Consider the following 21,250-nt stretch of genomic DNA (forward strand, 5'->3'; position numbering starts at 1 on the left):
TCTCGGCGCCGACCTCCTTCGGCCGGATGCATGTCGCGCCGCATCTCAAGCGCTTCCTCGACGCTAATCCGCTGGTGACGGTGGAACTCGTGCTCAGCGACGCCTTCGTCGACGTCGTCGGCGAGGGCTTCGACCTGGCGATCCGGATCGCCGACCTGCAGGATTCGAGCCTTGTCGCCAAACGCCTCGCCCGCAATCACCGGGTGCTCTGTGCCTCGCCGAGCTATCTGGCGGAACACGGCACGCCGAGCGACATCGCCGATCTATCGCGCCATACCCTGATCGCCCACAACGCCGATCACTGGCGCCTGGACGGGCCGGAAGGGCCGGTCTCGGTGCGGGTCAACGGCCCGCTGAGGACCAATTCGAGCGAGGTCGTGCGCGAGGCGCTGCTCGGCGGTGTCGGCATCGCCCTGCGCTCGACCTGGGATGTCGGGCCGGAGCTGAAATCGGGGGCGCTGCAGCGAGTGCTGCCGGCCTATGCGGTCGGCTCGCGCGTCGCGGTCTATGCGGTCTATCCCAGCCGCCGGCACATGGAGCAAAAGGTGCGTGCGTTCGTCGACTATCTCGGCGAGCTCTATGGTGCCACGCCCTATTGGGATGCGGGGCTCATCCTGTAACGCCATAACGCCGCGCGCCTGCTGAGCGCGGATGAAGAGCCTCAATCCCCGCGCTATGTCCGGCAGGCACTGTCTGGACATAGCGCGGTATCAGATCGCTACGACGTCAATTCCAGCCTGCCTCGCGCTCGCAGGCACGGCGTGCATTGGGATTGGCCTTTTCCCATTGCGTGATCGAGCGGGTTTCGTCGCTGCTCATCTTGTTGTTCATGCAGCCGCAATAGGCCGCGACGACCGATGCCGAAGCCTTGGCATCCTGGTTGTCGCTGAGGCATTGGCTGATCCATTTCTTGTCGTCGGCCGTCTGAGCGAAAACCGCACCGCCGACGCAGACGCTGCCCACCAGCAACGCCGCCAGAACCTTGAGCTTCATGTTGAAATCCTAAATTTAGGCCGTCCATCACGGCGAGCCGACGATCGATTTCGAGCAAATCTTCGTCAACGGTCGCTGAACCCAAATCCTTCCGATTTCAAAAATAGTCATGCCGTCATTCTGAAATGCATCAGAAATAGTCATTTACTTTCTTTGCGACTTGTGTGGTCGCATCTACCGCCCATGAGACAATCGCAGCCGCCGGATGCGGCAATGGGCCGGCTCTCCTTCTTGGCAGGCTGCATCCGCATCGCCTAAGGATTGTCGGCTATGTTCGGCTTCAAGGGGAGCGGCGATGTTCGGCGTGCTCGAAGGCACGGGGGTTACGGTCCTCGATCCGCGGTTCCATCGCGTCATTCCGGGTTCGGCCCGGGTCGAGCGGCTCTGGACCGGCGCGCGCTGGTCGGAGGGGCCGGCCTGGTTCCCGGCCCATAACACGCTGATCTGGTCGGATATCCCGAACGACCGCATGCTGCGCTACGACGCGCTGACCGGCCAGGTCGGCACGTTCCGCCAACCGGCGCGCAATTCCAACGGCAACACGGTCGACACGCAGGGCCGGCTCGTCACCTGCGAACATGGCGGGCGACAGGTGACGCGTACCGAGCATGACGGCTCGGTCACGGTGCTCGCCAGCCATTTCGGCGGCAAGCGCCTGAATTCGCCCAATGACGCGGTGGTGAAGTCGGACGGCTCGATCTGGTTCACCGATCCCGATTACGGGATTCTCAGCGACTACGAAGGCGACAAGTCTCCGAGCGAGATCGGCGCCTGCCATGTCTACCGGATCGACGGCGAGAGCGGCGAGATCGCCATCGTCGCCGATGATTTCGTCAAGCCCAACGGCCTCGCCTTCTCGCCGGACGAGAGCATCCTCTACATCGCCGATACCGGCGCGAGCCATGATCCAGAGAACGGGCCGCGGCATATCCGCAGCTTCAGGATGGGGCGCGACGGCATCGCTCTCGGCGAGTCAAAGGTGTTCGCGACCTGCACGAACGGGCTGTTCGACGGCTTCCGCCTCGATGTCGAGGGCCGAATCTGGACCAGCGCCGCCGACGGCGTCCATATCTACCATCCGGACGGCACCTTGATCGGCAAGCTCGCGATCCCGGAGATCGTCGCGAATGTCTGCTGGGGCGGGCCGAAGCTCAACCGCCTGTTCATCTGCGGCACGACCTCGCTCTATTCCGTGATGACGCACACGAACGGAGCGGTGCGACCGCTATGACCCCTCGCGCTCGACGCCCGTCTGACGGCTAAGCGACGTTCGACGCCTCTCAGCGCGGCGGCGCGTTTTTCACGCGAGCCAGGACGAGCGGCATCGCGAGCCCGATCACCACGAAGCGCACGAGATGGTGCGCACCGACATAAAGCGTGTCGAGCCCCATGGCGAAGGCGAGCATCGCCATCGCCTCCAGCCCACCCGGCGCGAAGGCCGCCATGCCGCTGGCATAGGAGACATCGGCAAGCCAGGCCGCCGGCCAGGCGAAGACGAAGGCCACGACGATCGAGACGGCGAAGCCGCCGATCGCCAAGGGGAACAGCCCCTTCAGCTCGTTGCGCGGGATATGGGCGATGCGCCCGCCCATGGTGGTGCCCAGCAGGATCTGGACGGCGATCTGGATCGGCATGGGCAGCGCGCCCTCGACGAGACCGCTGCCATGGAGCGCCGCACTGGCAAAGGTGGCGCCGAACATCAGTGGCGCGGAGAGGCCGATCCGCTCGAAGATGAGCCCGAGCGTGAGCCCAGCCATCGTCAGGCCGAACATCGTATCCGCCCCGACCGACTGCGCGACGGGGGCCGGCATGCCCGCGGAGGCGCCACTTAACTGCATCACGCTGGGCAGGAGCGCCACGAGCACGAGCAGCCGAAACAGCTGGATGACTGAAATCCGCCCGATATTGGCGCCCTTCGCCTGCGCCACCGCAAGCACGGTCGACAAGGCACCGGGCGCTGCGGCAAGGAGCGCGTCGATCCAGGGCCAGCGCGCGACATGGCGCAGATAGGCACCGGTCGCGAGCATGATCGCGGAGACGCCGACCAATAGGATGACGAGAGAGGCGGGATAGCGGGCCGCCGCCGCCAACGCCTCAGGCGTCGCGGCTGAGCCGAGGATCGTCCCGGACAGGACCATGGTGGAATCGAACCAGGGCCGGCGCAGCGTCGGCAGCGGGCGGATCAGCGCGACGACCGTGCTCAGCAGCATCGAGCCGGAGAGCCAGGCCGCGGGCATGCCCAGCAACGCGAAAGCGCCGCCCCCGACCGCCGCCAGCGCGATGACCAGAATCTCCCGCCAGAGGATCGTCAGCCGGGTTTTAGGATAGCCGAACGCTTTCATCGCCTTCCCGCCGCGCCGGGAACAGGCGGCGCCGGGCGTTCATGGCGATGGCCCGGCGGCGGGTCAACCGGCCGGTCCCCTACTGGATGCAAGGCGGAGTTGCGCAGCCCGCGTCGGCGTCAGATGGCGGCGAGCGCCTTCTGCAGACGCGCGACGGCCTCGACCAGATCCGACGATTTACGGGCGAAACAGAGGCGAAGACCGGTCTCGCCGCCAGGACCGAAGGCGGTGCCGGGCGCGAGGCCGACATTGGCGCTGTCGACGAGATCGAGCGCGAGCTTGCGCGAATCCTCGCGGCCATCGACCGAGAAGAACTGGTAGAACGCCCCGACCGGCGCCGAGAGCGTGACGCGGTTCGTTGCCTTCAGCCCTTCGAAGATGATCCGGCGGCCTTCGGCGGCGCGCGCGATCTGCTCGGCGACGAAGCCCTCGCCCTCGTCGAGGGCGGCGATGGCGCCGCGCTGGACGAAGACCGGCGAGCCGGAGGTCGAGTACTGGATCAAATTCTCGACGATCTGACCGAAGGCGACGGGCACCTCGATCCAGCCGATGCGCCAGCCGGTCATCGCCCAGTTCTTCGAAAAAGTCTGGACGAAGATGACGCGATCCTCGGCTTCCATGATGTCATGGAAGGAGGGCGCGCGCTCCGAGCCGTCATAGATGAAGCGGCCATAGATCTCGTCGGCGACGATCCAGATGCCGTGCTTGCGCGAAAGCGCGAGCAGCGCCTCCTGCTCGGCCTTCGTCGCGGTCCATCCGGTGGGGTTGGAGGGCGAGTTCACCAGGATACCGCGGGTGCGCGGCGTGATCGCCGCGGCAAGCCGGTCGAGATCGAGGGTGAAGCGACCCTGCGCGTAATCCATGGGCACGCAGACGGTGCTGGCGCCGCTCACGCCGACGGCTGCGCCGAAATTCGGCCAGGCCGGGGTCGGGATGAGGATCTCGTCGCCGGGGCCGGCGATCATCCGCACGGCGATTTGGACCGACTGCATGCCCGAGCCGGTGACGAAGAAGCTCTCCGGCGAGAATTTGCGGCCGTAGACACGCTGGTGGTAGCGGGCGAGCGCCTCACGCAGTTCCGGAATGCCGCGCTGCCAGGTGTAGAAGGTCTCGCCCGCCGCGAGCGAGCGCGCCGCCGCATCGGCGATGAAGGCGGGAGTCGAGAGGTCGCCCTCCCCGACCCAGAGCGGGATCAGGCCGGGCTTGAGCCGGCCGTGATTCACGACCTCGACGATGCCGCTTTCCGGCGCATTCCGGGCTTCCGGGCGAAGCTCGGCGATCAGGGTGCTGCCCGGCAGGATGGCGGTGTTCATCGGGGTCGGCCTCGCGAAACTACAATGCCTCACCTTTAGCCGATCGCGGCAGGGCGAGGCATGAAATCGCGAGATCGGGTCGATCGGCGGCCGTGATGAATCACGGCCGCGAACGGGACCGGATCAGGCCTGCTTCTGCTTGAGCAGGTCGCGGATCTCGCCGAGCAGGACGACATCCTCGGGCTTGGCCGCAGGAGCCTCAGGCTTCGGCGGCTCCTTCTTCTGCAGCTTGTTGATGCCCTTGACGACCATGAAGAGGACGAAGGCGATGATCAGGAAGTTGATGCCCACCGTGACGAAGTTGCCATAGGCGAGGACCGCACCCTGTTTCTTGGCTTCCGAGAGGATCGGCGAGGTGACGGCCTTGTTGAGGCCGATGAAATAGTTCGAGAAGTCGACGCCGCCGAGCGCGCCGATGAAGGGCATGATGATGTCGCCCACGAGCGAGTCGACGATCTTGCTGAAGGCCGCACCGATGATGACACCGATGGCGAGGTCGACGACATTGCCCTTCAGGGCAAACTTCTTGAATTCTTCCAACATGGCGCACCCCTCGAGAATCGACGGAACTGTCCCAACAGCCTCTATCGGACGCTAGACCAGCCGCTCGAAGCAGGGAAAGCCCGAAAACGTGGCAAAGCCGGCCGAATACGGCTCCGGATGCAAAGAGTTGGGGATGAATCCGGTCCGAAGACTTGCCCAATGGCCTATGGCGAGCAGGCTGCCCGTCCGATACGCTATCGGAAACCCCGGAAACGGAATTCGATGGCGCCTGCAACCCGGCCTCACCAGCATATGATATTCCCGAGGGCGGCATGATTCCCGCCTGGTCCGTCGTGCTGGTCGCGCTCGCCTATCTCTGCGGGCTCTTCGCCGTCGCCCATGTCGCCGACACCTCCGGCCGCAAGCTGATGACCGGCCGGGCGCGGACCACGGTCTATGCGCTGGCGCTGGGAGTCTACTGCACCTCCTGGACCTTCTACGGCTCGGTCGGCTTCGCCAACCGCGCCGGCTTCGACTTCCTTGGCATCTATGTCGGGCCGATCCTCGTGATCGGGCTGGGCCACCGCTTCGTCGCGCGCATCGTCGGCATCGCGAAATCTCAAAACATCACCTCGATCGCCGATTTCGTCGGCGCGCGCTACGGCAAGAGCGAGCGCGTGGCAGCGCTGGTCTGCATCGTCGCGGTGATCGGGGCGCTGCCCTATATCTCGCTGCAATTGAAAGCCGTCGCCAACTCGCTTTCGGTCTTCCTGGCCGCGGCCGGCGGCCATGCGCCGCCCTCGGACGTGCCGGTGCTCAGCGACCTGCCCTTCCTCGTCGCCGTCGTGCTCGCCGGCTTCGCCTGCGCCTTCGGCACCCGTCATATCGACGCGACCGAGCACCAGGACGGACTCGTCCTGGCGATCGCCGTCGAATCCCTGATCAAGCTCGTCGCCTTCCTCGTACTCGGCTTCTTCATCGTCTACGGGCTGTTCGGCGGCCCGGGCGATCTGCTCGCTCATGCCGCGAAACCGGCCGACGGCTCCCTGCCGATCTGGGATCGAACCTCGAGCTGGCCGAATTTCCTGACGCTGACTCTGCTGTCGAGCTGCGCGGCCCTGCTGCTGGCGCGGCAGTTCCATATGACGATCGTCGAGAACCGCGACGTGCGGGACGTGCGCCGCGCGGCCTGGATGTTCCCGCTCTATCTCGTGCTGATCAACCTGTTCGTGCTGCCGCTGGCGGCAGCCGGCGAGATCCTGATCCCCGGCAGCGGCGTCGATCGCGACATGACCGTGCTGCTGCTGCCTCTGCAGAGCGAGGCCGGAATCATTGCGCTCGTCGTTTTCGTCGGCGGCCTCTCGGCCGCCACCGCGATGGTGATCGTCGCCTCGGTCGCGCTCGCGATCATGATCTCGAACCATCTCGTCATGCCGCTCCTGCTGCGCGGCCGCCGAAGTCTCAGCGACCCTGGCAGCGCTTTCAGGCGGCTCGGCGCGCGTAGTGAGGGCGACGGCAATCTCGGCGGCGATCTCGGCTCACAGGTCGTGATCATCCGGCGCTTGAGCATCTTCCTCGTGATCCTGCTCGGCTATCTCTATTACCGCGCCTCCGGGGAAGCGGCACTGGTCTCGATCGGCCTGCTCTCCTTCGCCGCGACGGCCCAGATCGCACCGGCCTTCTTCGGTGGCCTGGTCTGGCGGCGCGGCACGTCGCTGGGCGCCGCGGCGGGGCTGACGATCGGCACGCTGGTCTGGGCCTACACATTGCTCATGCCGAGCCTGGCGCTGCCCGGCGGCTGGTGGAGCAGCGTCGTCAGCGACGGCCCGTTCGGCGCGGAGATGCTCAAGCCGGAGGCCCTGCTCGGCCTCGAATGGCCGGCGCTGCCGCATGGCGTGTTCTGGAGCCTCGGGCTCAATATCGCTGCCTATATCGGTTTCTCGCTGCTGCGGCCGGCCAATGCGATGGAACGGCTGCAGGCCAATGCCTTCGTCGAATCGCAGCCTGCAACGATGGCGCAGTCCTTCTCGCTCTGGCGCACCACGATCACCGAAGGCGAATTGCAATCGACGATCGCGCGCTATCTCGGGGCGGAGCGCACGCAGCGCGCCTTCGAGGGCTTCAATCTCAGCCGCGGCGAGGCCTCCGAAAGCGGGCGCCAGGCCGATATCCATCTGCTGCGCTTCGGCGAGCACCTGCTCTCCTCCGCGATCGGGGCCGCCTCCTCGCGCCTCGTGCTGTCACTACTGCTGAAACGGCGCAACCTCTCGACCGAGGCCGCCTTCAAGCTGCTCGACGATGCCTCGGCTGCACTCCAGTACAACCGCGACATCCTCCAGCACGGGCTCGACCATGCCGGCCAGGGCATCACCGTGCTCGACCGGGACCTGCGCCTGCTCGCCTGGAACCAGGCCTTCATCCAGCTCTACGACCTGCCGGCCTCGCTGGTGCGCTTCGGCACGGGGCTCGACGAGATCGTGCGTTTCAACGCGGCGCGCGGCGCCTATGGCAGCGGCGCACGCGACGAACTGATGGCTGCGCGGCTGGAAAGCTTCATCAACGATCGCGAGCCGGTCCGCCTCAAGCTCTACCCGTCGAAGAAGGTCATCGAGGTCCGCACCAACGCCCTGCCCGATGGCGGCTTCGTCACGACCTATACCGACATCACCGAGACCGTCGCCGGCGAGGAGGAACTCGAACGCGCCAATGAGGGCCTCGAACGCCGCGTCGCCGAGCGCACCGAGGAATTGCTGCACGTCAACGCCGAGCTGCAGCGCGCCAAGGCGGAAGCCGAAGCCGCGAACGCCTCCAAGACGCGCTTCCTCGCCGCCGCCAGCCACGACATTCTGCAACCGCTCAACGCCGCGCGGCTCTACGCGACCTCGCTGGTCGAGCGCGACCGCAGCGGCGGACAGCCCGAACTCGCCGAGAATATCGACGCCTCGCTCGACGCAGTCGAGGAGATCCTGACCGCGCTCCTGGAAATCTCGCGGCTCGATGGCGGAGCGCTCAAGCCGGAACTCTCCTCGTTCCGGCTGGACGAACTGATGCGCCAGCTCCAGCGCGAATTCGAGCCGAGCGCGCAGGAGAAAGGCCTGAAGCTGGTGTTCATGCCGACCAGCCTGACGCTGCGCTCGGACCGCCGCCTGTTGCGCCGGCTGCTGCAGAACCTGATCTCCAACGCGATCAAGTACACGCCGAACGGCAAAGTGCTGATCGGCTGCCGGCGCCGGGGCAATCAGGTCGCGGTCGAGGTGATCGATACCGGGCTCGGCATCCCCCAGAGCAAGCAGAAGACCGTGTTCCGCGAGTTCCAGCGGCTCGACCAGGGCGCGAAGGTGGCGCGGGGCTTGGGGCTCGGGCTCTCGATCGTGCAGCGCATCGCGCGGGCGCTCGACCACGGCCTGACGCTCGATTCGGTGCCGGGACGCGGCACCCGCTTCTCGGTCATGGTTCCACGCGCTGCGCCGCTACCGGCCATGACGACGGCGACCGCGCCGCGCAACGCGCTTGCCGGGCAGCTCGCCGGCATGCGGCTCCTCGTCGTCGACAACGAGCCCGCTATCCTCGACGGCATGAAGCGCCTGCTCGAGGGCTGGGGCTGCCGGGTCACGATCGCCGCCAGCCTCGAAGAGGCGCTGCCGCATGTCGGCAGCAAGGGCGAGGCCGATGTGCTGATCGCCGACTACCATCTCGACCATGGCAACGGCCTGACCGCGATCAGCGCTCTCCGGGCGCGGGCCCGTACACCGATGCCGGCCATCCTGCTCACCGCCGACCGTACGCCGCATGTGCGCGAGGCGGCGATCGCGCTCGACGTCCACCTGCTCAACAAGCCGCTGAAGCCGGCCGCCTTGCGGGCGCTCCTGGCGCAGTGGCGCGCGACGCGACTGGCCGCGGAGTAGCCGCTCAGCCGGTCGCCGGGGCTGCGGTGCGCATGGCGTCTTCGGAAGCGAGGAAGGCCGCGACTTCAGGGCTCGGCTGCGGGCTCTCCGCCGTGACGCCGATCTCGCCAAGCAGCCGGGCGACCGGGACATAGGCGCGCGCCTTCTTATCGTAGAGCGCAGCCCGGACCAGCGCGACCGCCGCGACGATCTCGGTGCCGTCGCGGCCTTGCATCAGCATGCGATGCTGCATCACCAGCCAGTTCTCCCTCCAGCAGACGATCTGCGTCTCGACCCGGAACGGGCGGAACAGGCGCATCTCGCGGCGAAAACGGATCGTGCCGGCATTGACCACCGGCAGCCAGCGATGACGCAGCACCGCCCGCCACAAACCGCTGCGCAGCATCAGGTCGAGCCGGCCGAGATCCATCAGCGTCCAGTAGCGGCCGTTATTCATGTGCAGGCTGGTGTCGAGATCGTGGAACCAGACCCGGAAGGGCAGGACGGACGCCTCGCCCGGCAGGTCGAGCCGCGGGCGGAAGCGCGTCGTCACCAGGAGCCAGATCAGGCGGAACCAGAGATTCATGGAGAGCTTTTCGGCGCTGGATCTATCGAGATCGCGCTTCCATGTCATGGAGATGCCGGCACTGTCGATCATGCTATCGTCTGCCCATCGCCACGGAGCCGGCCCTTGCCCACCCTTCACGTTTCCCCGCTGTCGCGGCTCGACGAGACCGTCGCGGCCGTCCGCGCCCGATCTCTCGTGACGCTGATCAATGTCGGCACGAGCGTTCCGCGGCCAGCCGGAATCACGCCCGAGCGGCATCTCTTCTTGGGCATGTCAGACATCAATCAGGCGCTGGACGGCCATGTCCTGGCGGGCCAGGAGCATATGGCGCGGCTGCTCGCCTTCCTGCGCGACTGGGATCGCACGGAGCCGATGGTGATCCATTGCTGGGCCGGGATCAGCCGCTCGACGGCGGCAGCCTATATCGCGGCGTGCACCCTTGGACCCGAGCATGACGAGGATGAGGTGGCGGATGTGCTGCGCAGCGTCGCGCCCTCCGCCACGCCGAATGCCCGGCTCGTCGCGCTGGCCGATGCGGCGCTCGGGCGGCGCGGCCGGATGGTCCGCGCCATAGAGCGAATCGGGCGTGGAGCGGACGCCTTCGAGGGCACGCCCTTCGCGATGCCTCTAGCCTGAAACACGGCTTCTGGAGCGCGCAGCTTCCTGCGCGCTTTCGCCAGTCATGCTGTGAATGCTACGGCGCCTGCATCGGTTCGCTGCAGAAGATTGCTTGCATCCGAACAAATTTGCGACAATGCATCGCGCGGGAGGCCGAAGAGCCTCTAACAGAATCCGGAGGGATCTCGATGGGCTTTGGAGGAGCCGCATGCCAGGCGGAGCGCGCAGCCGATATCTTTCGATATCGGCAAGTCGCTCCGACGCCGCAGGCGGCCCTCCAAAGCCCACCTCCGGCACCGGCAATTCGACCGCTCCGCCAGGAGCGGGCGAATTGCCGGCGTCGAGACCCCTCCGGATTTTGTTAGAGGCTCTGCACCGTGACCACGACGATCGAGCTCGATTCGCGCGACCGCTCCATCCTGCGGATTCTCCAGCAGGACGGGCGCATCACCAATTCGGACCTGGCCGAGAAGGTGCATCTGTCGCCCTCGGCCTGCCTGCGCCGCGTGCGACAGCTCGAGGAAAGCGGCCTGATCCGCGGCTATGCGATGATGCTCGACGATAAGATCGCGGGCTTTCCCGGCACGGCCTTCGTCTTCGTCACGCTCGACCAGCAGGGCCGCGCCTCGCTGGAGAGCTTCGAGCAGGCGGTGCAGAGCCTGCCAGAGATTCTCGAATGCCATCTGCTGGCCGGCGCGCATGACTACCTGATGCGGGTGATCTACCGCGACAGCGCCGATTTCGAGCGCATCCACACCGATATCATCACGCAATTGCCCGGCGTCACCCGCGTGCAATCGACGCTGACCTTGCGCACGATCAAGAAGACTTCGGCCCTGCCGGTCTGAGTCAGGAGCGCCCCGAGACGGGTTGCGGCCGGGCGCGCTCCGGCCGATAAGCTCACCCGCAAAGAGGAATCAGGCCGTGAGCGAAGAGAAGACCAACGCTGATGTCGCTGCCCTGCCCTTCGAGGCGGCGATGAAGGAACTCGAAGCCATCGTCGCGCGGCTGGAGCGTGGCGACGTGCCGCTCGAGGAATCGATCGCGATCTATACCCGCGGCGAAGCACTGAAGGCGCGCTGCGACGCGCTGCTGAAGCAGGCGGAAGCGCGGATCGAGCGCATCACGCTCGGTGCCGACGGCAAGCCGACAGGCGCGACCCCGCTCGACGTCGAGAACTGAGCCACCCCGGCGGCGCTTTCCGCGGCACTCTAGCAAGATCATCACGCAATGCCGCGGCGCCCTCAGCTCCGCGGCATTGCATTTCTGCCAGCGGCCGGCTGCGATCCGGCGCTTGCCTGCTCGCCTCCACGGGGCCAGATTCGGCCCCAACCAAGGAGGCCCTCATGTCGCAACTCCCCGCCGACGATCCGATCCTGGGCGATGCCCGCTCCTGCGAGGCGATCGAGAAGGTGATCGTGCCCCGCTCCCATGATCTCGGCGGCTTTCAGGTCCGCCGGGCGCTGCCGGCCATCGGCCAGCGCATGGTCGGCCCCTTCATCTTCTTCGACCAGATGGGCCCGGCCGAGTTCCATCTCGGCGAAGGACTCGACGTCCGCCCGCATCCGCATATCGGGCTCTCGACCGTCACGTATCTCTTTGACGGCGAGATCATGCATCGCGACTCGCTCGGTACGGCGCTGGCGATCAAGCCGGGCGCGGTCAACCTGATGACGGCCGGGCGCGGCATCGTCCATTCCGAGCGCACCGGCATGGAAGCTCGCGCCACCGGCCCGAAGCTCTACGGCATCCAGGCCTGGCTCGCCTTGCCGAAGACGCATGAAGAGATCGCGCCGGAGTTCAAGCATCACGGCGCTGGCGAACTGCCGCGCATCGTCGAAGGCGGGAAGCGCATCAGCCTGATCATGGGCTCGGCCTATGGCCAGACCTCGCCGGTCCAATTCCCGTGGGACGCGCTCTATGCCGAGGCCGTGCTCTCGCCCGGCTCGATCCTGCCGCTCGATCCCGATTATGACGAGCGAGCGATCTATATCGTCTCCGGCAAGGTCGACATCGCCGGCGACGAGTTCGGCGCCGGCCAGCTTCTCGTATTCAAGCCGGGCGACCGCATCTCGATCCTCGCCATTGACCAGAGCCGTGTGATGATCGTCGGCGGCGAGCCGATGGACGGCCCGCGCAACATCTGGTGGAACTTCGTCTCGTCCTCGAAGGAGCGCATCGAACAGGCCAAGCACGAGTGGAAGACCGGCCGCTTCGACACCGTGCCCGGCGACGAGAGCGAGTTCATCCCGCTCCCGGAGGGCTGAGACGACGGCTTCATACGGCTTCTGAAATGTCCCGCAGCCGTGGCACCCGCGAGAAGCCGATCAGGAGTAGCTGGATCAGGAAGCCCGCGGTCGCCAGCGCGAGGCAGGCGGCGATGCCCAGATGCGCCGCCACGGACGCACCGATCGCGGCACCGATCGGCCGGGCGCCGAAGGTCGCCGTCATGATCAGGGCGGAGACCCGGCCGAGCATCGCATTCGGCGTCACCGCCTGACGCAATGTCATGGTCGAGATCGTCCAGATGATCGGCCCGACGCCGAACAGGAAGAAGCTCGCGGCGACCAGATAGACCGAGGGCATCCAGAGCGTGGCGAACATCACGCCGGCCGCGCAAAGCCCGGCGAAGGGCCCGAGCAGGATCAGTGTCCCGAAGGTGACCTGCTTCGCGATGGCCGGCGCCAGCACCGCACCGACGATCATGCCGGCGCCGTAGATGCCGAGCGTAAAGCCGACCTGCGTCGCGCTCAGGCCCAGGTTCTGGACGGCATAGGCGACATAGACCGCCTGGAAGACGAACCAGGAGACATTGAAGAACACCGCCGTCATCAGGATCGGCCTGAGCAGATCATGGCCGGCGACGAAGCGGGCGCCTTCCTTGAGATCATCCAGCAGATCGCGCCGCGGGCCAGACGGCGCCTCGTCCTTCGGCAGGCCGGTGAGCAGGAGCATGGCGAGGATCGAGAGCCCGGCCGCCAGCCCATAGGCCGTCGAGACGCCGATCCAGCCGACGAGCGCCCCGCCCAGCGCCGGCCCGCCGGCATAGGCGGCGCTGCGCGCCAGCTCCAGCCAACGATTGGCGTCTGCCAGCCGCTCGCGCGGCACCACGGAGGGAACGAAGGCCGGCGCCGCGACGCTGTAGCAGACCGTGCCGATGGCTCCGAGCGCGCCAAGCAGCGCGAGCCAGGTCAGGTTGAGGCTCTCTGCGGCAAGCAAAAGCGGGATCGCCAGCAGGGCAACCGCGCGCAGCGCCTCCGTGCTGACCATGAGCCGGCGCCGCGAGGCGCGATCGACCATCAGGCCGGCGGGAATCGACAGCAGCAGGAAGGGCAAGGTCTGCGCCGTCTGCAGCCAGCCGGTCTCGGCCGGCCCGGCCGCAAGCAACAGCACCGCGGCCAAGGGCGCGGCGGCGAGCGCGATCTGCTCCGAGAACTGCGCGAAGAGATTGGACCAGCCGATGCGGCGAAATGCCGTGGGCAATGGTGCGATATCTGTCGATTGCATGACGTAGCGTCCCTGGAAACGGTCGTGGACGCACTGAAATCCCTTGCCGGCACGGGAACCACCCGTTTCGTGGGAAGATGGGCGCGCACCGACGATCCCGCCCGGAAAACAAGCGCGGTTTGCAAGCGCGCCGCGCAGGCTCTATTTCGAGGGCATCCCAGCGAAGGATCAGACAGCCTCGTGCCCCGTCCCGCCACGCCGCTCCTCGATACGATCCACGATCCCGCCGACCTGCGGGCCCTCGACGACGCCAAGCTGCGCCAACTCGCCGACGAGCTCCGGCTCGAGACGATCGACGCCGTCTCCGTCACCGGCGGGCATCTCGGCGCCGGGCTCGGCGTGGTCGAGCTCACCGTCGCGCTCCACCATGTCTTCGACACGCCGCGCGACCGGCTGATCTGGGATGTCGGCCACCAGGCCTATCCGCACAAGATCCTGACCGGGCGGCGCGACCGCATCCGCAGCTTGCGCCAGGGCGGCGGGCTCTCCGGCTTCACCAAGCGCTCGGAAAGCGACTACGACCCGTTCGGCGCGGCGCATTCCTCGACCTCGATCTCGGCCGGGCTCGGCATGGCTGTCGGGCGCGACCTCGCCGAACGCAAGAACAACGTCATCGCCGTGATCGGCGACGGCGCGATGTCGGCCGGCATGGCCTATGAGGCGATGAACAACGCAGGCGCGCTCGATTCGCGGCTGATCGTCATCCTCAACGACAACGACATGTCGATCGCTCCGCCTGTCGGCGCGATGTCGGCCTATCTCGCGCGCCTCGTCTCGGGCCGGACCTACCGCTCGCTGCGCGAGGTCGCCAAGCAGCTGGCCGAGAAGCTGCCGCGCTTCTTCCACGACAAGGCGCGGCGCACCGAGGAATATGCCCGCGGCTTCTGGACCGGCGGAACGATGTTCGAGGAGCTCGGCTTCTACTATGTCGGGCCGATCGACGGGCATAATCTCGACCATCTGCTGCCGGTGCTGCGCAATGTCCGCGACGCCGGCAACGGGCCGATTCTCGTCCATGTCGTGACGCAGAAGGGCAAGGGCTACGCCCCGGCCGAGGCGACGGCCGACAAGTACCATGCCGTCGTCAAGTTCGACCCCGTCACCGGCCTGCAGGCCAAGGCGCCGGCCAATGCGCCAAGCTACACCAATGTCTTCGCCAACGCGCTGATCAAGCAGGCGCGGGAGGACGACAAAGTCGTCGCCGTCACCGCCGCGATGCCGTCCGGCACCGGGCTCGACGCCTTCGGCAAGGAATTCCCGGGCCGCACCTTCGATGTCGGCATCGCCGAGCAGCATGCGGTGACCTTCGCGGCCGGCCTCGCCACCGAGGGCTACAAGCCCTTCGTCGCGATCTACTCGACCTTCATGCAGCGCGCCTACGACCAGATCGTGCATGACGTGGCGATCCAGAAGCTGCCGGTGCGCTTCGCGCTCGACCGGGCCGGGCTCGTCGGCGCCGACGGCGCGACCCATGCCGGCTCCTTCGACATCGCCTATCTCGCCTGCCTGCCCGACATGGTGGTGATGGCGGCGGCCGACGAGGCCGAGCTGACCCATATGGTCGCGACCGCTGCGGCCTATGACGAGGGACCGATCGCCTTCCGCTATCCGCGCGGCGAAGGCGTCGGCGTCGAGATTCCGGATGTTGGCGTCCCCCTGGAGATCGGCAAAGGTCGCGTCGTCCGCGAGGGCACGCGGATCGCGCTGCTCTCGCTGGGCACGCGGCTGGGCGAATGCCTCAAGGCCGCGGAGCTATTGGCGCAGCGCGGCCTGTCGACGACGGTCGCCGATGCCCGCTTCGCCAAGCCGCTCGACAAGGCCCTGATCTTGAAGCTCGCCCGCGAGCACGAGGTTCTCGTCACGGTCGAGGAAGGCTCGGTCGGCGGATTCGGCAGCCATGTCCTGCATCTGCTGGCGCAGAACGGCGCGCTCGATGCCGGCCTGAAGGTCAGGAGCCTGACGCTGCCCGACGTCTTCCAGGACCATGACAAGCCGGATGCGATGTATGCCGCCGCCGGGCTCGACGCTTCCGGCATCGTCAAGACAGTCGAGAACGCGCTGGGCCGGCCTAGCGCCGTGAAGCTGGCCTGACGGCCCGGGCATGAAGAGCCGGGCCGACCAGTTGCTTGTCGAGCGCGGCTTCTTCGAGAGCCGTGCGCGGGCACAGGCGGCAATCGCGGCAGGGCTCGTCACCGTCAACGGCGCGCCGGTGCGCAAGGCCTCCGAGATGGTGGCCGATGATGCGGAACTGACCGCGCAGGCGCCGCATCCTTACGTCTCGCGCGGCGGGCTAAAGCTGGCCGGCGCGCTCGATGCCTTCGGCTTCGATCCGCAAGGGCTCACCTGCATCGATGTCGGCTCGTCCACCGGCGGCTTCACCGACCTCCTGCTGCAACGCGGGGCGCGCCATGTCGTCGCCGTCGATGTCGGGCGCGACCAGTTGCATCACTCGCTGCGGGCGGATCCACGCGTCACCAGCTTCGAAGGACAGGATATCCGCACGCTGGATGCCGAGGCGCTACCCGAGCGACCGAGCCTTGCCGCGATCGACGTCAGCTTCATCTCGCTGAGGCTGGTGCTGCCTGCGGTCGCAGCTCTGCTCGCGCCACGGGCCGGCATCGCCGCACTGATCAAGCCGCAATTCGAGGCCGGGCGCGCCGCGCTCAAGAAAGGCATCGTCCGGGACGAGGCGATCCAGCTTCAGGTCTGCGACGAGATCGTCGCGACGCTGAAGGCGCTCGGCTTTGCCGTGGATGGACCGATCCCCTCCCCGATCGAGGGCGGCGACGGCAACCGGGAATTTCTGGTCGGAGCGCGGCGCTAAGACGGCGTGTTTCGTCAGCGCGCCAGCAGCGCATCGATCTGCGCCTGAAGGGCGGTATCCTCGAACGCCGTGATATCGATCGTCCCGTTCGCGTTGATGAACTGCGTCGCGCGGGCGATCTGCCGGCGCAGGGCTTCACCGGCAATCTCGATGACCAGCGGCAGCTCCGGCGCAGGCGGCGTTTCCGCGAGAAGCGCGGTCACCGTTCGCACCAGCCGCGTCATCGCGTGGCAGGCCTCGTCGAAGGCCCTGGCCCGGTTCGGGTTCAGGTCGTCGTAAGCCGCGAGGGCCGAGGCGGCGCAGCGCAGGGCCGAGGCGGCGAAATGCTCGCGATAGCTGACAGCTTGCCAGGTCTGGAGATCGGAAAGGATGGTCTCGTCCATCGCGACCATCTCGATCAGCATCAGGGCTTCGCTGTAGCGGTTGAGGAAATCGGTCGACAGACGCGGGCGGACACCGGCATCGAGCCGTTCGGCCGCCGTTCCAGCCAGCATGTCCGTCGCGATGACGCTCATCCGCTACCCCAAACCGGCGCGACTATGTTGGCGCAACCGCAAATAAAGTGTTGATTCCGAACGCTCGTGTCGACGTAAACAGCGGGCATGTGCGGACGTTATGCGATCACCCTGCCCCCCGAGGCGATGCGCGAGACCTTCGGCTATCGCGAGCAGCCGAACTTCCCGCCGCGCTATAATATCGCGCCGACGCAGCCGGTGCCGATCGTCAGGCTCCATGACGGGGTGCGGCAGTTCATGCTGATGCGCTGGGGCTTCATTCCCGGTTGGGTCAAGGACCCCAGGGATTTCCCGCTCGTCATCAATATCCGCATGGAGAGCGCCGCCGAGAAGCCCTCCTTCCGCAATGCGCTGACGCGACGGCGCTGCCTGCTGCCGGCCGATGGCTTCTACGAGTGGCGGCGCAGCGGCGCTGGCAAAAACGCTCAGAATGAGGCGTTCCTGTTCCGCAAGCCGGATCGCGGCTTCTTCGCCTTCGCCGCGCTCTGGGAGACCTGGCATTCGCCGGATGGCTCCGAGATCGACACGGTCGCGATGATGACGGGACCAGCGAACGGCACGATGGCCCCGATCCATCACCGCAGCCCGATCATCCTCGATCCGCGCGATCATGACGCCTGGCTCGACCCGCAGGCCACGCCGGAGCAGACCGGGCGCCTGCTGAAGCCGCCATCGGACGATCTGCTGGAGGCCGTCGCCATCGGCAATGCCGTCAACAAGGTCGCGAATGATTCGGCCGAAGTCCAATTGCCGCTGGCAGAGCTTCCGGATCAGGAAGCGCCCGAGGAACCGAAGCGCCATGCGCGCAAAGCGACCCGGCCTCCCGCGGATGACGGGCAAGGCAGCCTGTTCTAGCGCCGGATTCGTGCTCTGATCGCCGTCAGACGACGACGAGGAGGAGACTGAAGATGCATGGCCGCCGCCCCACGATGACCTCTCGCCACGGCGTGGTCGCCGCGGCCCATCCTTTGGCGGCACAGGCCGGCGCAAAATTGCTGGCGCAGGGCGGCAACGCCTTCGACGCAGCGGCCGCCACCGCCGCGGCTCTGAACGTGGTCGAGCCTTTCATGTCCGGGCTTGCCGGCATGGGCCTCTCGACGATGTGGGTCGCGGCCGAGAAGCGGGTGCGCGTGCTCGATTTCGTGCCGCCGATCCCGGCGAGCTTCCCAGCCGACCGGTTCAGCAAGCGCACCGATCTTGAGCGCGGCGCACTCGCCGTCGCCTCGCCTGGCAATCTCGCCGGCTGGTGCGAACTGGTGAAGACCTATGGCCGGAAGTCGCTGGCCGAGGTCTTCGCGCCGGCGATCGCACTGGCGCGGGACGGTTTCGCGCTGGCCGAATTCGGCGCGGCGGAGTTCGAGGAGAACGACCCGCTGCTGGAGAAGATCCCGGCGCTCTATCCGGCCTGGTCGAAGAACTACCAGCCCCATGGCGCGATGCATCTCGGGTCCGTGCTCGTGCAGTCAGACCTTGCGAAGACGCTGAGCGAGATCGCCGAGAAGGGGCCGGACCATTTCTATCGCGGCGCGCTCGGCGAAAAGGTCATCGCGCATCTCCAGGCGCTTGACGGCTCGCTGACCATGGCCGATCTCGCGGCGGTGAAGACGGTCTGGCGCGAGCCGATGGCTGCAAGCTTCAAGGGGCTCTCGGTGCATGTGCCGCCGCCGCCCTGCGAGGGCTTCCAGTTCCTGCTGACGCTTCGCCTGCTCGACGGGATCGACCTTGCGTCGAAGTCGAGGGATGGGGCGGATCATCTCGACCTCGTCTATCGCGCGATCCGCCTCGCGGCGGGTGAGCGCATCGCCCATAACAATCCCTCGCCGGAGAAGCTCGCCGAGATCATGTCGGAGGCTTCGGTCGCGCGTCTGCGGCAACGCCTCACCGACGGCAAGCCGGTGACCGGACCGACCGAGCAATGGGTGCCGCAGGACAAGGAAGACCCGGCGCACACGACCTCGCTCTCTGTGGCCGACAGCGATGGCAACCTGATCTGCATCACCCAGAGCCTCGGCAGCCCCTTCGGCAGCGGCGTGGTCGTGCCCGGCACGGGGTTGTGCTTCAACAACTTCCTGTACTGGGCCGATGTCCAACCCGACAGCCCGAACCGCTCCAAACCCGGCGACGAATTGCCGATGTGCATGTCGCCGACGCTATCGACCCGCGACGGCAAGCCGGTGCTCGCGCTCGGCACGCCCGGCAGCTACGGCATCATGCAGACGCAGGCGCAGGCCATGGTCCAGCATCTCGTCTACGGCCTTCCCTTGCAGGAGGCTATCGAGGCGCCGCGCGCGCGCCTCTGGGACGGGCGCCTCGTCGAGATCGAAAACCGCATCACGCCCGAGACGATCGCAGAACTGGTCAAGCGCGGGCACGAGGCGCGCGCCTTCGATGTCGGCTGGACAATGCGCTGCGGCGGCATGCAGGCGGTGGCGGTCGACCCGGCGACCGGCGTGTTTACCGGCGCGGCCGACCCGCGTCGTGACGGGTATGTCGCGACGCCTTGAGGCCTCGCGCCCCGAGTTAAAGGCTTATCCGTGACTTGGCCCTCTCCCTCCGGGAGAGGGCTCGTCGAGCTGTCCGAGCTTACTTGGCCGCCAGAACCGCGCCGGGGTTCAGGATGCCCTTCGGATCGAGCGTCTGCTTGATCGTCCGCATCAGGTCGAGTTCGACCGGGTCCTTCACGCCCGGCAGCAGGTCGCGCTTCAGGCGGCCGATGCCGTGCTCGGCCGAGATCGAGCCGTGGAGTTCCGCGACGATGGCGTGGACCGCCTCGTTCATCTCGCTCCAGCGCGCGAGGAAACCGGCCTTGTCGGCGCCGACCGGCTGGCTGACGTTGAAATGAATGTTGCCGTCGCCGAGATGGCCGAAGGGCACGGGCCTGCAGCCCGGCACCATCGCCTCCACCGCCGCGATGGCGCGAGCAAGAAACTCGGGCGTCGCATGGATCGGCACGGAGACGTCGTGCTTGATCGAGCCGCCCTCATAGGTCTGCACCTCCGAGAGCATCTCGCGCAGCTTCCAGAAATCGGCGCGCTGGGTCAGCGAGCCGGCCAGCGCCGCATCAGTGACGGTGCCCTTCTCCAAGGCTTCGCCGAGGAAGGTCTCGACATGCTCGTCGAGCCCCGTGGCCTGCTGGGCCGAGACCTCCATCAGCACATACCAGGGCGACGGCTCGGAGAGCGGGTCGCGCGTGCCGGAAGCGTGACGCAGGACGAAATCCATACCTATGCGCGGCATCAGTTCGAAGGTGGTGAGCGTGCCGCCGGCACCGGCCTTGGCGGCGTTCAGCAGTTCGAGCGCAGCAGCCGGATCGGGCACGGCGAGGAAGGCGGTCGCGCGCGCCGCCGGCGCGGGGAAGAGCTTCAGCACGGCGGCGGTAATGATGCCGAGCGTGCCTTCGGCGCCGATGAAGAGGTTCTTCAGGTCGTAGCCGGTATTGTCCTTGCGGAGCTGGCGCAGGCCGTTCCAGATGCGCCCATCAGGCAGCACGACCTCCAGCCCCATGCAGAGTTCCCTGGCATTGCCATAGGCCAGCACCGCGGTGCCGCCGGCATTGGTCGAGAGATTGCCGCCGATGGTGCAGGAGCCTTCGGACGCCAGCGAAAGCGGGAAGAGCCGGCCGGCGGCCTCCGCCGCGTCCTGCGCGCGCTTCAGGGTAACACCGGCCTCGACGATCATAGTGTCGCCATCGGTATCGACGGCGCGGATCTTGTCGAGGCGCTGCAGCGAGAGGATGACCTCCTTGCCTTCGGAGATCGGGATTTGGCCGCCGACGAGCCCGGTATTGCCGCCCTGCGGCACCAGCACCGTACCGGTCTCGGCCGCGAGCTTGACCAGCTCGGCGACCTCGGCGGTCGAGCCGGGGCGGACGATACCCTGCGCCTTGCCGCGGAAGAGATCGCGCCATTCCTTGAGATAGGGCACCATCGCGTCGGCATCGGTGATGATGTTCTTCGCGCCGACGATGCCGGCCATGCGATCGAGAATTGCGCTCATCCTGAAGCCCCGCCTTCGAGAAATTCTACGGTTCTGCAAACCGCAAAACCTCTCTCAAATTTGCCCTGCCGCATTTTCTTCACGCGAACCGGTATCCACTTCGCTCGAAAATGCTTCAACCCTTCCTGCCCCGCCGGAACACGCCGACGAGCTCGACATGAGCGGAATAGCGGAACTGGTCGACCGGCGTCACGGCCTCCAGCGCAT

Annotated in this window: 19 protein-coding genes; 11 read left to right on the top strand and 8 right to left on the bottom strand. The window is 66.9% G+C overall.

Annotated elements, in window-relative coordinates; genetic code table 11:
- Window positions 1-620: substrate binding domain-containing protein (locus Q0Q36_RS22405; protein ID WP_293801607.1), on the top strand; the 620-nt coding region annotated here is incomplete at its 5' end.
- A gap of 106 nt (window positions 621-726) precedes the next feature.
- On the opposite strand, the gene Q0Q36_RS22410 is transcribed toward Q0Q36_RS22405, so the two are convergent.
- Window positions 727-993 (bottom strand): hypothetical protein, encoded by a 267-nt coding sequence (locus Q0Q36_RS22410; RefSeq protein WP_293801608.1) that lies wholly within the window; start codon window positions 991-993, stop codon window positions 727-729.
- Window positions 994-1,288: 295 nt separating this feature from the next.
- On the opposite strand from Q0Q36_RS22410, the gene Q0Q36_RS22415 reads away from it, so the two are divergent.
- Complete coding sequence (locus tag Q0Q36_RS22415; RefSeq protein WP_293801610.1) at window positions 1,289-2,224, top strand: SMP-30/gluconolactonase/LRE family protein; 936 nt, start codon at window positions 1,289-1,291, stop codon at window positions 2,222-2,224.
- 49 nt (window positions 2,225-2,273) lie between these two features.
- On the opposite strand, the gene Q0Q36_RS22420 is transcribed toward Q0Q36_RS22415, so the two are convergent.
- From Q0Q36_RS22420 to mscL, 3 genes are all read right to left on the bottom strand, one after another.
- On the bottom strand, window positions 2,274-3,335 hold the full coding sequence (locus tag Q0Q36_RS22420; RefSeq protein ID WP_293801612.1) for an AbrB family transcriptional regulator: 1,062 nt from the start codon (window positions 3,333-3,335) through the stop codon (window positions 2,274-2,276).
- A gap of 119 nt (window positions 3,336-3,454) precedes the next feature.
- Window positions 3,455-4,648 (bottom strand): pyridoxal phosphate-dependent aminotransferase, encoded by a 1,194-nt coding sequence (locus Q0Q36_RS22425; RefSeq protein WP_293801614.1) that lies wholly within the window; start codon window positions 4,646-4,648, stop codon window positions 3,455-3,457.
- Window positions 4,649-4,771: 123 nt separating this feature from the next.
- On the bottom strand, window positions 4,772-5,191 hold the full coding sequence (gene mscL, locus Q0Q36_RS22430; RefSeq protein ID WP_293801616.1) for a large conductance mechanosensitive channel protein MscL: 420 nt from the start codon (window positions 5,189-5,191) through the stop codon (window positions 4,772-4,774).
- A gap of 272 nt (window positions 5,192-5,463) precedes the next feature.
- On the opposite strand from mscL, the gene Q0Q36_RS22435 reads away from it, so the two are divergent.
- Window positions 5,464-9,036 (top strand): NahK/ErcS family hybrid sensor histidine kinase/response regulator, encoded by a 3,573-nt coding sequence (locus tag Q0Q36_RS22435; RefSeq protein ID WP_293801618.1) that lies wholly within the window; start codon window positions 5,464-5,466, stop codon window positions 9,034-9,036.
- Between the two features lie 4 nt (window positions 9,037-9,040).
- Here the strand turns inward: Q0Q36_RS22435 and Q0Q36_RS22440 are convergent, their stop codons facing one another.
- Window positions 9,041-9,673: a thioesterase family protein gene (locus Q0Q36_RS22440; RefSeq protein ID WP_367187194.1), complete on the bottom strand. Its 633-nt coding sequence runs from the start codon at window positions 9,671-9,673 to the stop codon at window positions 9,041-9,043.
- Window positions 9,674-9,706: 33 nt separating this feature from the next.
- On the opposite strand from Q0Q36_RS22440, the gene Q0Q36_RS22445 reads away from it, so the two are divergent.
- The 4 genes from Q0Q36_RS22445 (at window position 9,707) to Q0Q36_RS22460 (ending at window position 12,468) form a co-directional block, all read left to right on the top strand.
- Window positions 9,707-10,219 carry a tyrosine phosphatase family protein gene (locus tag Q0Q36_RS22445; RefSeq protein WP_293801620.1) on the top strand — a complete coding sequence of 171 codons (513 nt, stop codon included), beginning with the start codon at window positions 9,707-9,709 and terminating at the stop codon, window positions 10,217-10,219.
- 359 nt (window positions 10,220-10,578) lie between these two features.
- A complete protein-coding gene (locus Q0Q36_RS22450; RefSeq protein ID WP_265058406.1) occupies window positions 10,579-11,049 on the top strand; it encodes an Lrp/AsnC family transcriptional regulator in 471 nt (156 codons plus the stop codon).
- A gap of 76 nt (window positions 11,050-11,125) precedes the next feature.
- Window positions 11,126-11,383, top strand: coding sequence for an exodeoxyribonuclease VII small subunit (locus tag Q0Q36_RS22455; RefSeq protein ID WP_293801622.1), 258 nt, complete (start codon window positions 11,126-11,128; stop codon window positions 11,381-11,383).
- 164 nt (window positions 11,384-11,547) lie between these two features.
- Complete coding sequence (locus tag Q0Q36_RS22460; RefSeq protein WP_293801624.1) at window positions 11,548-12,468, top strand: pirin family protein; 921 nt, start codon at window positions 11,548-11,550, stop codon at window positions 12,466-12,468.
- 10 nt (window positions 12,469-12,478) lie between these two features.
- On the opposite strand, the gene Q0Q36_RS22465 is transcribed toward Q0Q36_RS22460, so the two are convergent.
- Window positions 12,479-13,708: an MFS transporter gene (locus tag Q0Q36_RS22465; protein ID WP_293801626.1), complete on the bottom strand. Its 1,230-nt coding sequence runs from the start codon at window positions 13,706-13,708 to the stop codon at window positions 12,479-12,481.
- A 180-nt stretch (window positions 13,709-13,888) separates the two neighbouring features.
- Between Q0Q36_RS22465 and dxs the strand changes: the two genes are divergently transcribed.
- Window positions 13,889-15,799: a 1-deoxy-D-xylulose-5-phosphate synthase gene (gene dxs, locus Q0Q36_RS22470; protein WP_293801628.1), complete on the top strand. Its 1,911-nt coding sequence runs from the start codon at window positions 13,889-13,891 to the stop codon at window positions 15,797-15,799.
- A gap of 10 nt (window positions 15,800-15,809) precedes the next feature.
- Entirely contained in the window at window positions 15,810-16,532 is a 723-nt protein-coding gene (locus Q0Q36_RS22475) for a TlyA family RNA methyltransferase (RefSeq protein ID WP_293801630.1), read from the top strand.
- Window positions 16,533-16,546: 14 nt separating this feature from the next.
- Here the strand turns inward: Q0Q36_RS22475 and Q0Q36_RS22480 are convergent, their stop codons facing one another.
- The gene (locus Q0Q36_RS22480; protein ID WP_293801632.1) at window positions 16,547-17,047 is read right to left on the bottom strand and encodes a hypothetical protein; all 501 of its coding nucleotides are present in this window, start codon (window positions 17,045-17,047) and stop codon (window positions 16,547-16,549) included.
- A gap of 87 nt (window positions 17,048-17,134) precedes the next feature.
- Here Q0Q36_RS22480 and Q0Q36_RS22485 point away from each other — a divergent pair, with 87 nt between their 5' ends.
- Both Q0Q36_RS22485 and Q0Q36_RS22490 read left to right on the top strand, forming a co-directional pair.
- Window positions 17,135-17,902: an SOS response-associated peptidase gene (locus tag Q0Q36_RS22485; RefSeq protein WP_293801634.1), complete on the top strand. Its 768-nt coding sequence runs from the start codon at window positions 17,135-17,137 to the stop codon at window positions 17,900-17,902.
- A 53-nt stretch (window positions 17,903-17,955) separates the two neighbouring features.
- Window positions 17,956-19,551, top strand: coding sequence for a gamma-glutamyltransferase family protein (locus tag Q0Q36_RS22490; protein ID WP_293801636.1), 1,596 nt, complete (start codon window positions 17,956-17,958; stop codon window positions 19,549-19,551).
- A 79-nt stretch (window positions 19,552-19,630) separates the two neighbouring features.
- On the opposite strand, the gene Q0Q36_RS22495 is transcribed toward Q0Q36_RS22490, so the two are convergent.
- A complete protein-coding gene (locus Q0Q36_RS22495; RefSeq protein WP_293801638.1) occupies window positions 19,631-21,043 on the bottom strand; it encodes an FAD-binding oxidoreductase in 1,413 nt (470 codons plus the stop codon).
- Between the last annotated feature and the right edge of the window lie 207 nt (window positions 21,044-21,250).

Source organism: uncultured Allobosea sp. (assembly GCF_945957345.1).
GTDB lineage: Bacteria > Pseudomonadota > Alphaproteobacteria > Rhizobiales > Beijerinckiaceae > Allobosea.

Excerpts from the sequence above, each read along its gene's own strand:
- Q0Q36_RS22410 (WP_293801608.1), bottom strand. The coding sequence starts at position 993 with ATGAAGCTCAAGGTTCTGGCGGCGTTGCTGGTGGGCAGCGTCTGCGTC.
- Q0Q36_RS22415 (WP_293801610.1), top strand. The coding sequence starts at position 1,289 with ATGTTCGGCGTGCTCGAAGGCACGGGGGTTACGGTCCTCGATCCGCGG.
- Q0Q36_RS22420 (WP_293801612.1), bottom strand. The coding sequence starts at position 3,335 with ATGAAAGCGTTCGGCTATCCTAAAACCCGGCTGACGATCCTCTGGCGG.
- Q0Q36_RS22425 (WP_293801614.1), bottom strand. The coding sequence starts at position 4,648 with ATGAACACCGCCATCCTGCCGGGCAGCACCCTGATCGCCGAGCTTCGC.
- mscL (WP_293801616.1), bottom strand. The coding sequence starts at position 5,191 with ATGTTGGAAGAATTCAAGAAGTTTGCCCTGAAGGGCAATGTCGTCGAC.
- Q0Q36_RS22435 (WP_293801618.1), top strand. The coding sequence starts at position 5,464 with ATGATTCCCGCCTGGTCCGTCGTGCTGGTCGCGCTCGCCTATCTCTGC.
- Q0Q36_RS22440 (WP_367187194.1), bottom strand. The coding sequence starts at position 9,673 with ATGATCGACAGTGCCGGCATCTCCATGACATGGAAGCGCGATCTCGAT.
- Q0Q36_RS22460 (WP_293801624.1), top strand. The coding sequence starts at position 11,548 with ATGTCGCAACTCCCCGCCGACGATCCGATCCTGGGCGATGCCCGCTCC.
- Q0Q36_RS22465 (WP_293801626.1), bottom strand. The coding sequence starts at position 13,708 with ATGCAATCGACAGATATCGCACCATTGCCCACGGCATTTCGCCGCATC.
- Q0Q36_RS22475 (WP_293801630.1), top strand. The coding sequence starts at position 15,810 with ATGAAGAGCCGGGCCGACCAGTTGCTTGTCGAGCGCGGCTTCTTCGAG.
- Q0Q36_RS22480 (WP_293801632.1), bottom strand. The coding sequence starts at position 17,047 with ATGAGCGTCATCGCGACGGACATGCTGGCTGGAACGGCGGCCGAACGG.
- Q0Q36_RS22485 (WP_293801634.1), top strand. The coding sequence starts at position 17,135 with ATGTGCGGACGTTATGCGATCACCCTGCCCCCCGAGGCGATGCGCGAG.
- Q0Q36_RS22490 (WP_293801636.1), top strand. The coding sequence starts at position 17,956 with ATGCATGGCCGCCGCCCCACGATGACCTCTCGCCACGGCGTGGTCGCC.
- Q0Q36_RS22495 (WP_293801638.1), bottom strand. The coding sequence starts at position 21,043 with ATGAGCGCAATTCTCGATCGCATGGCCGGCATCGTCGGCGCGAAGAAC.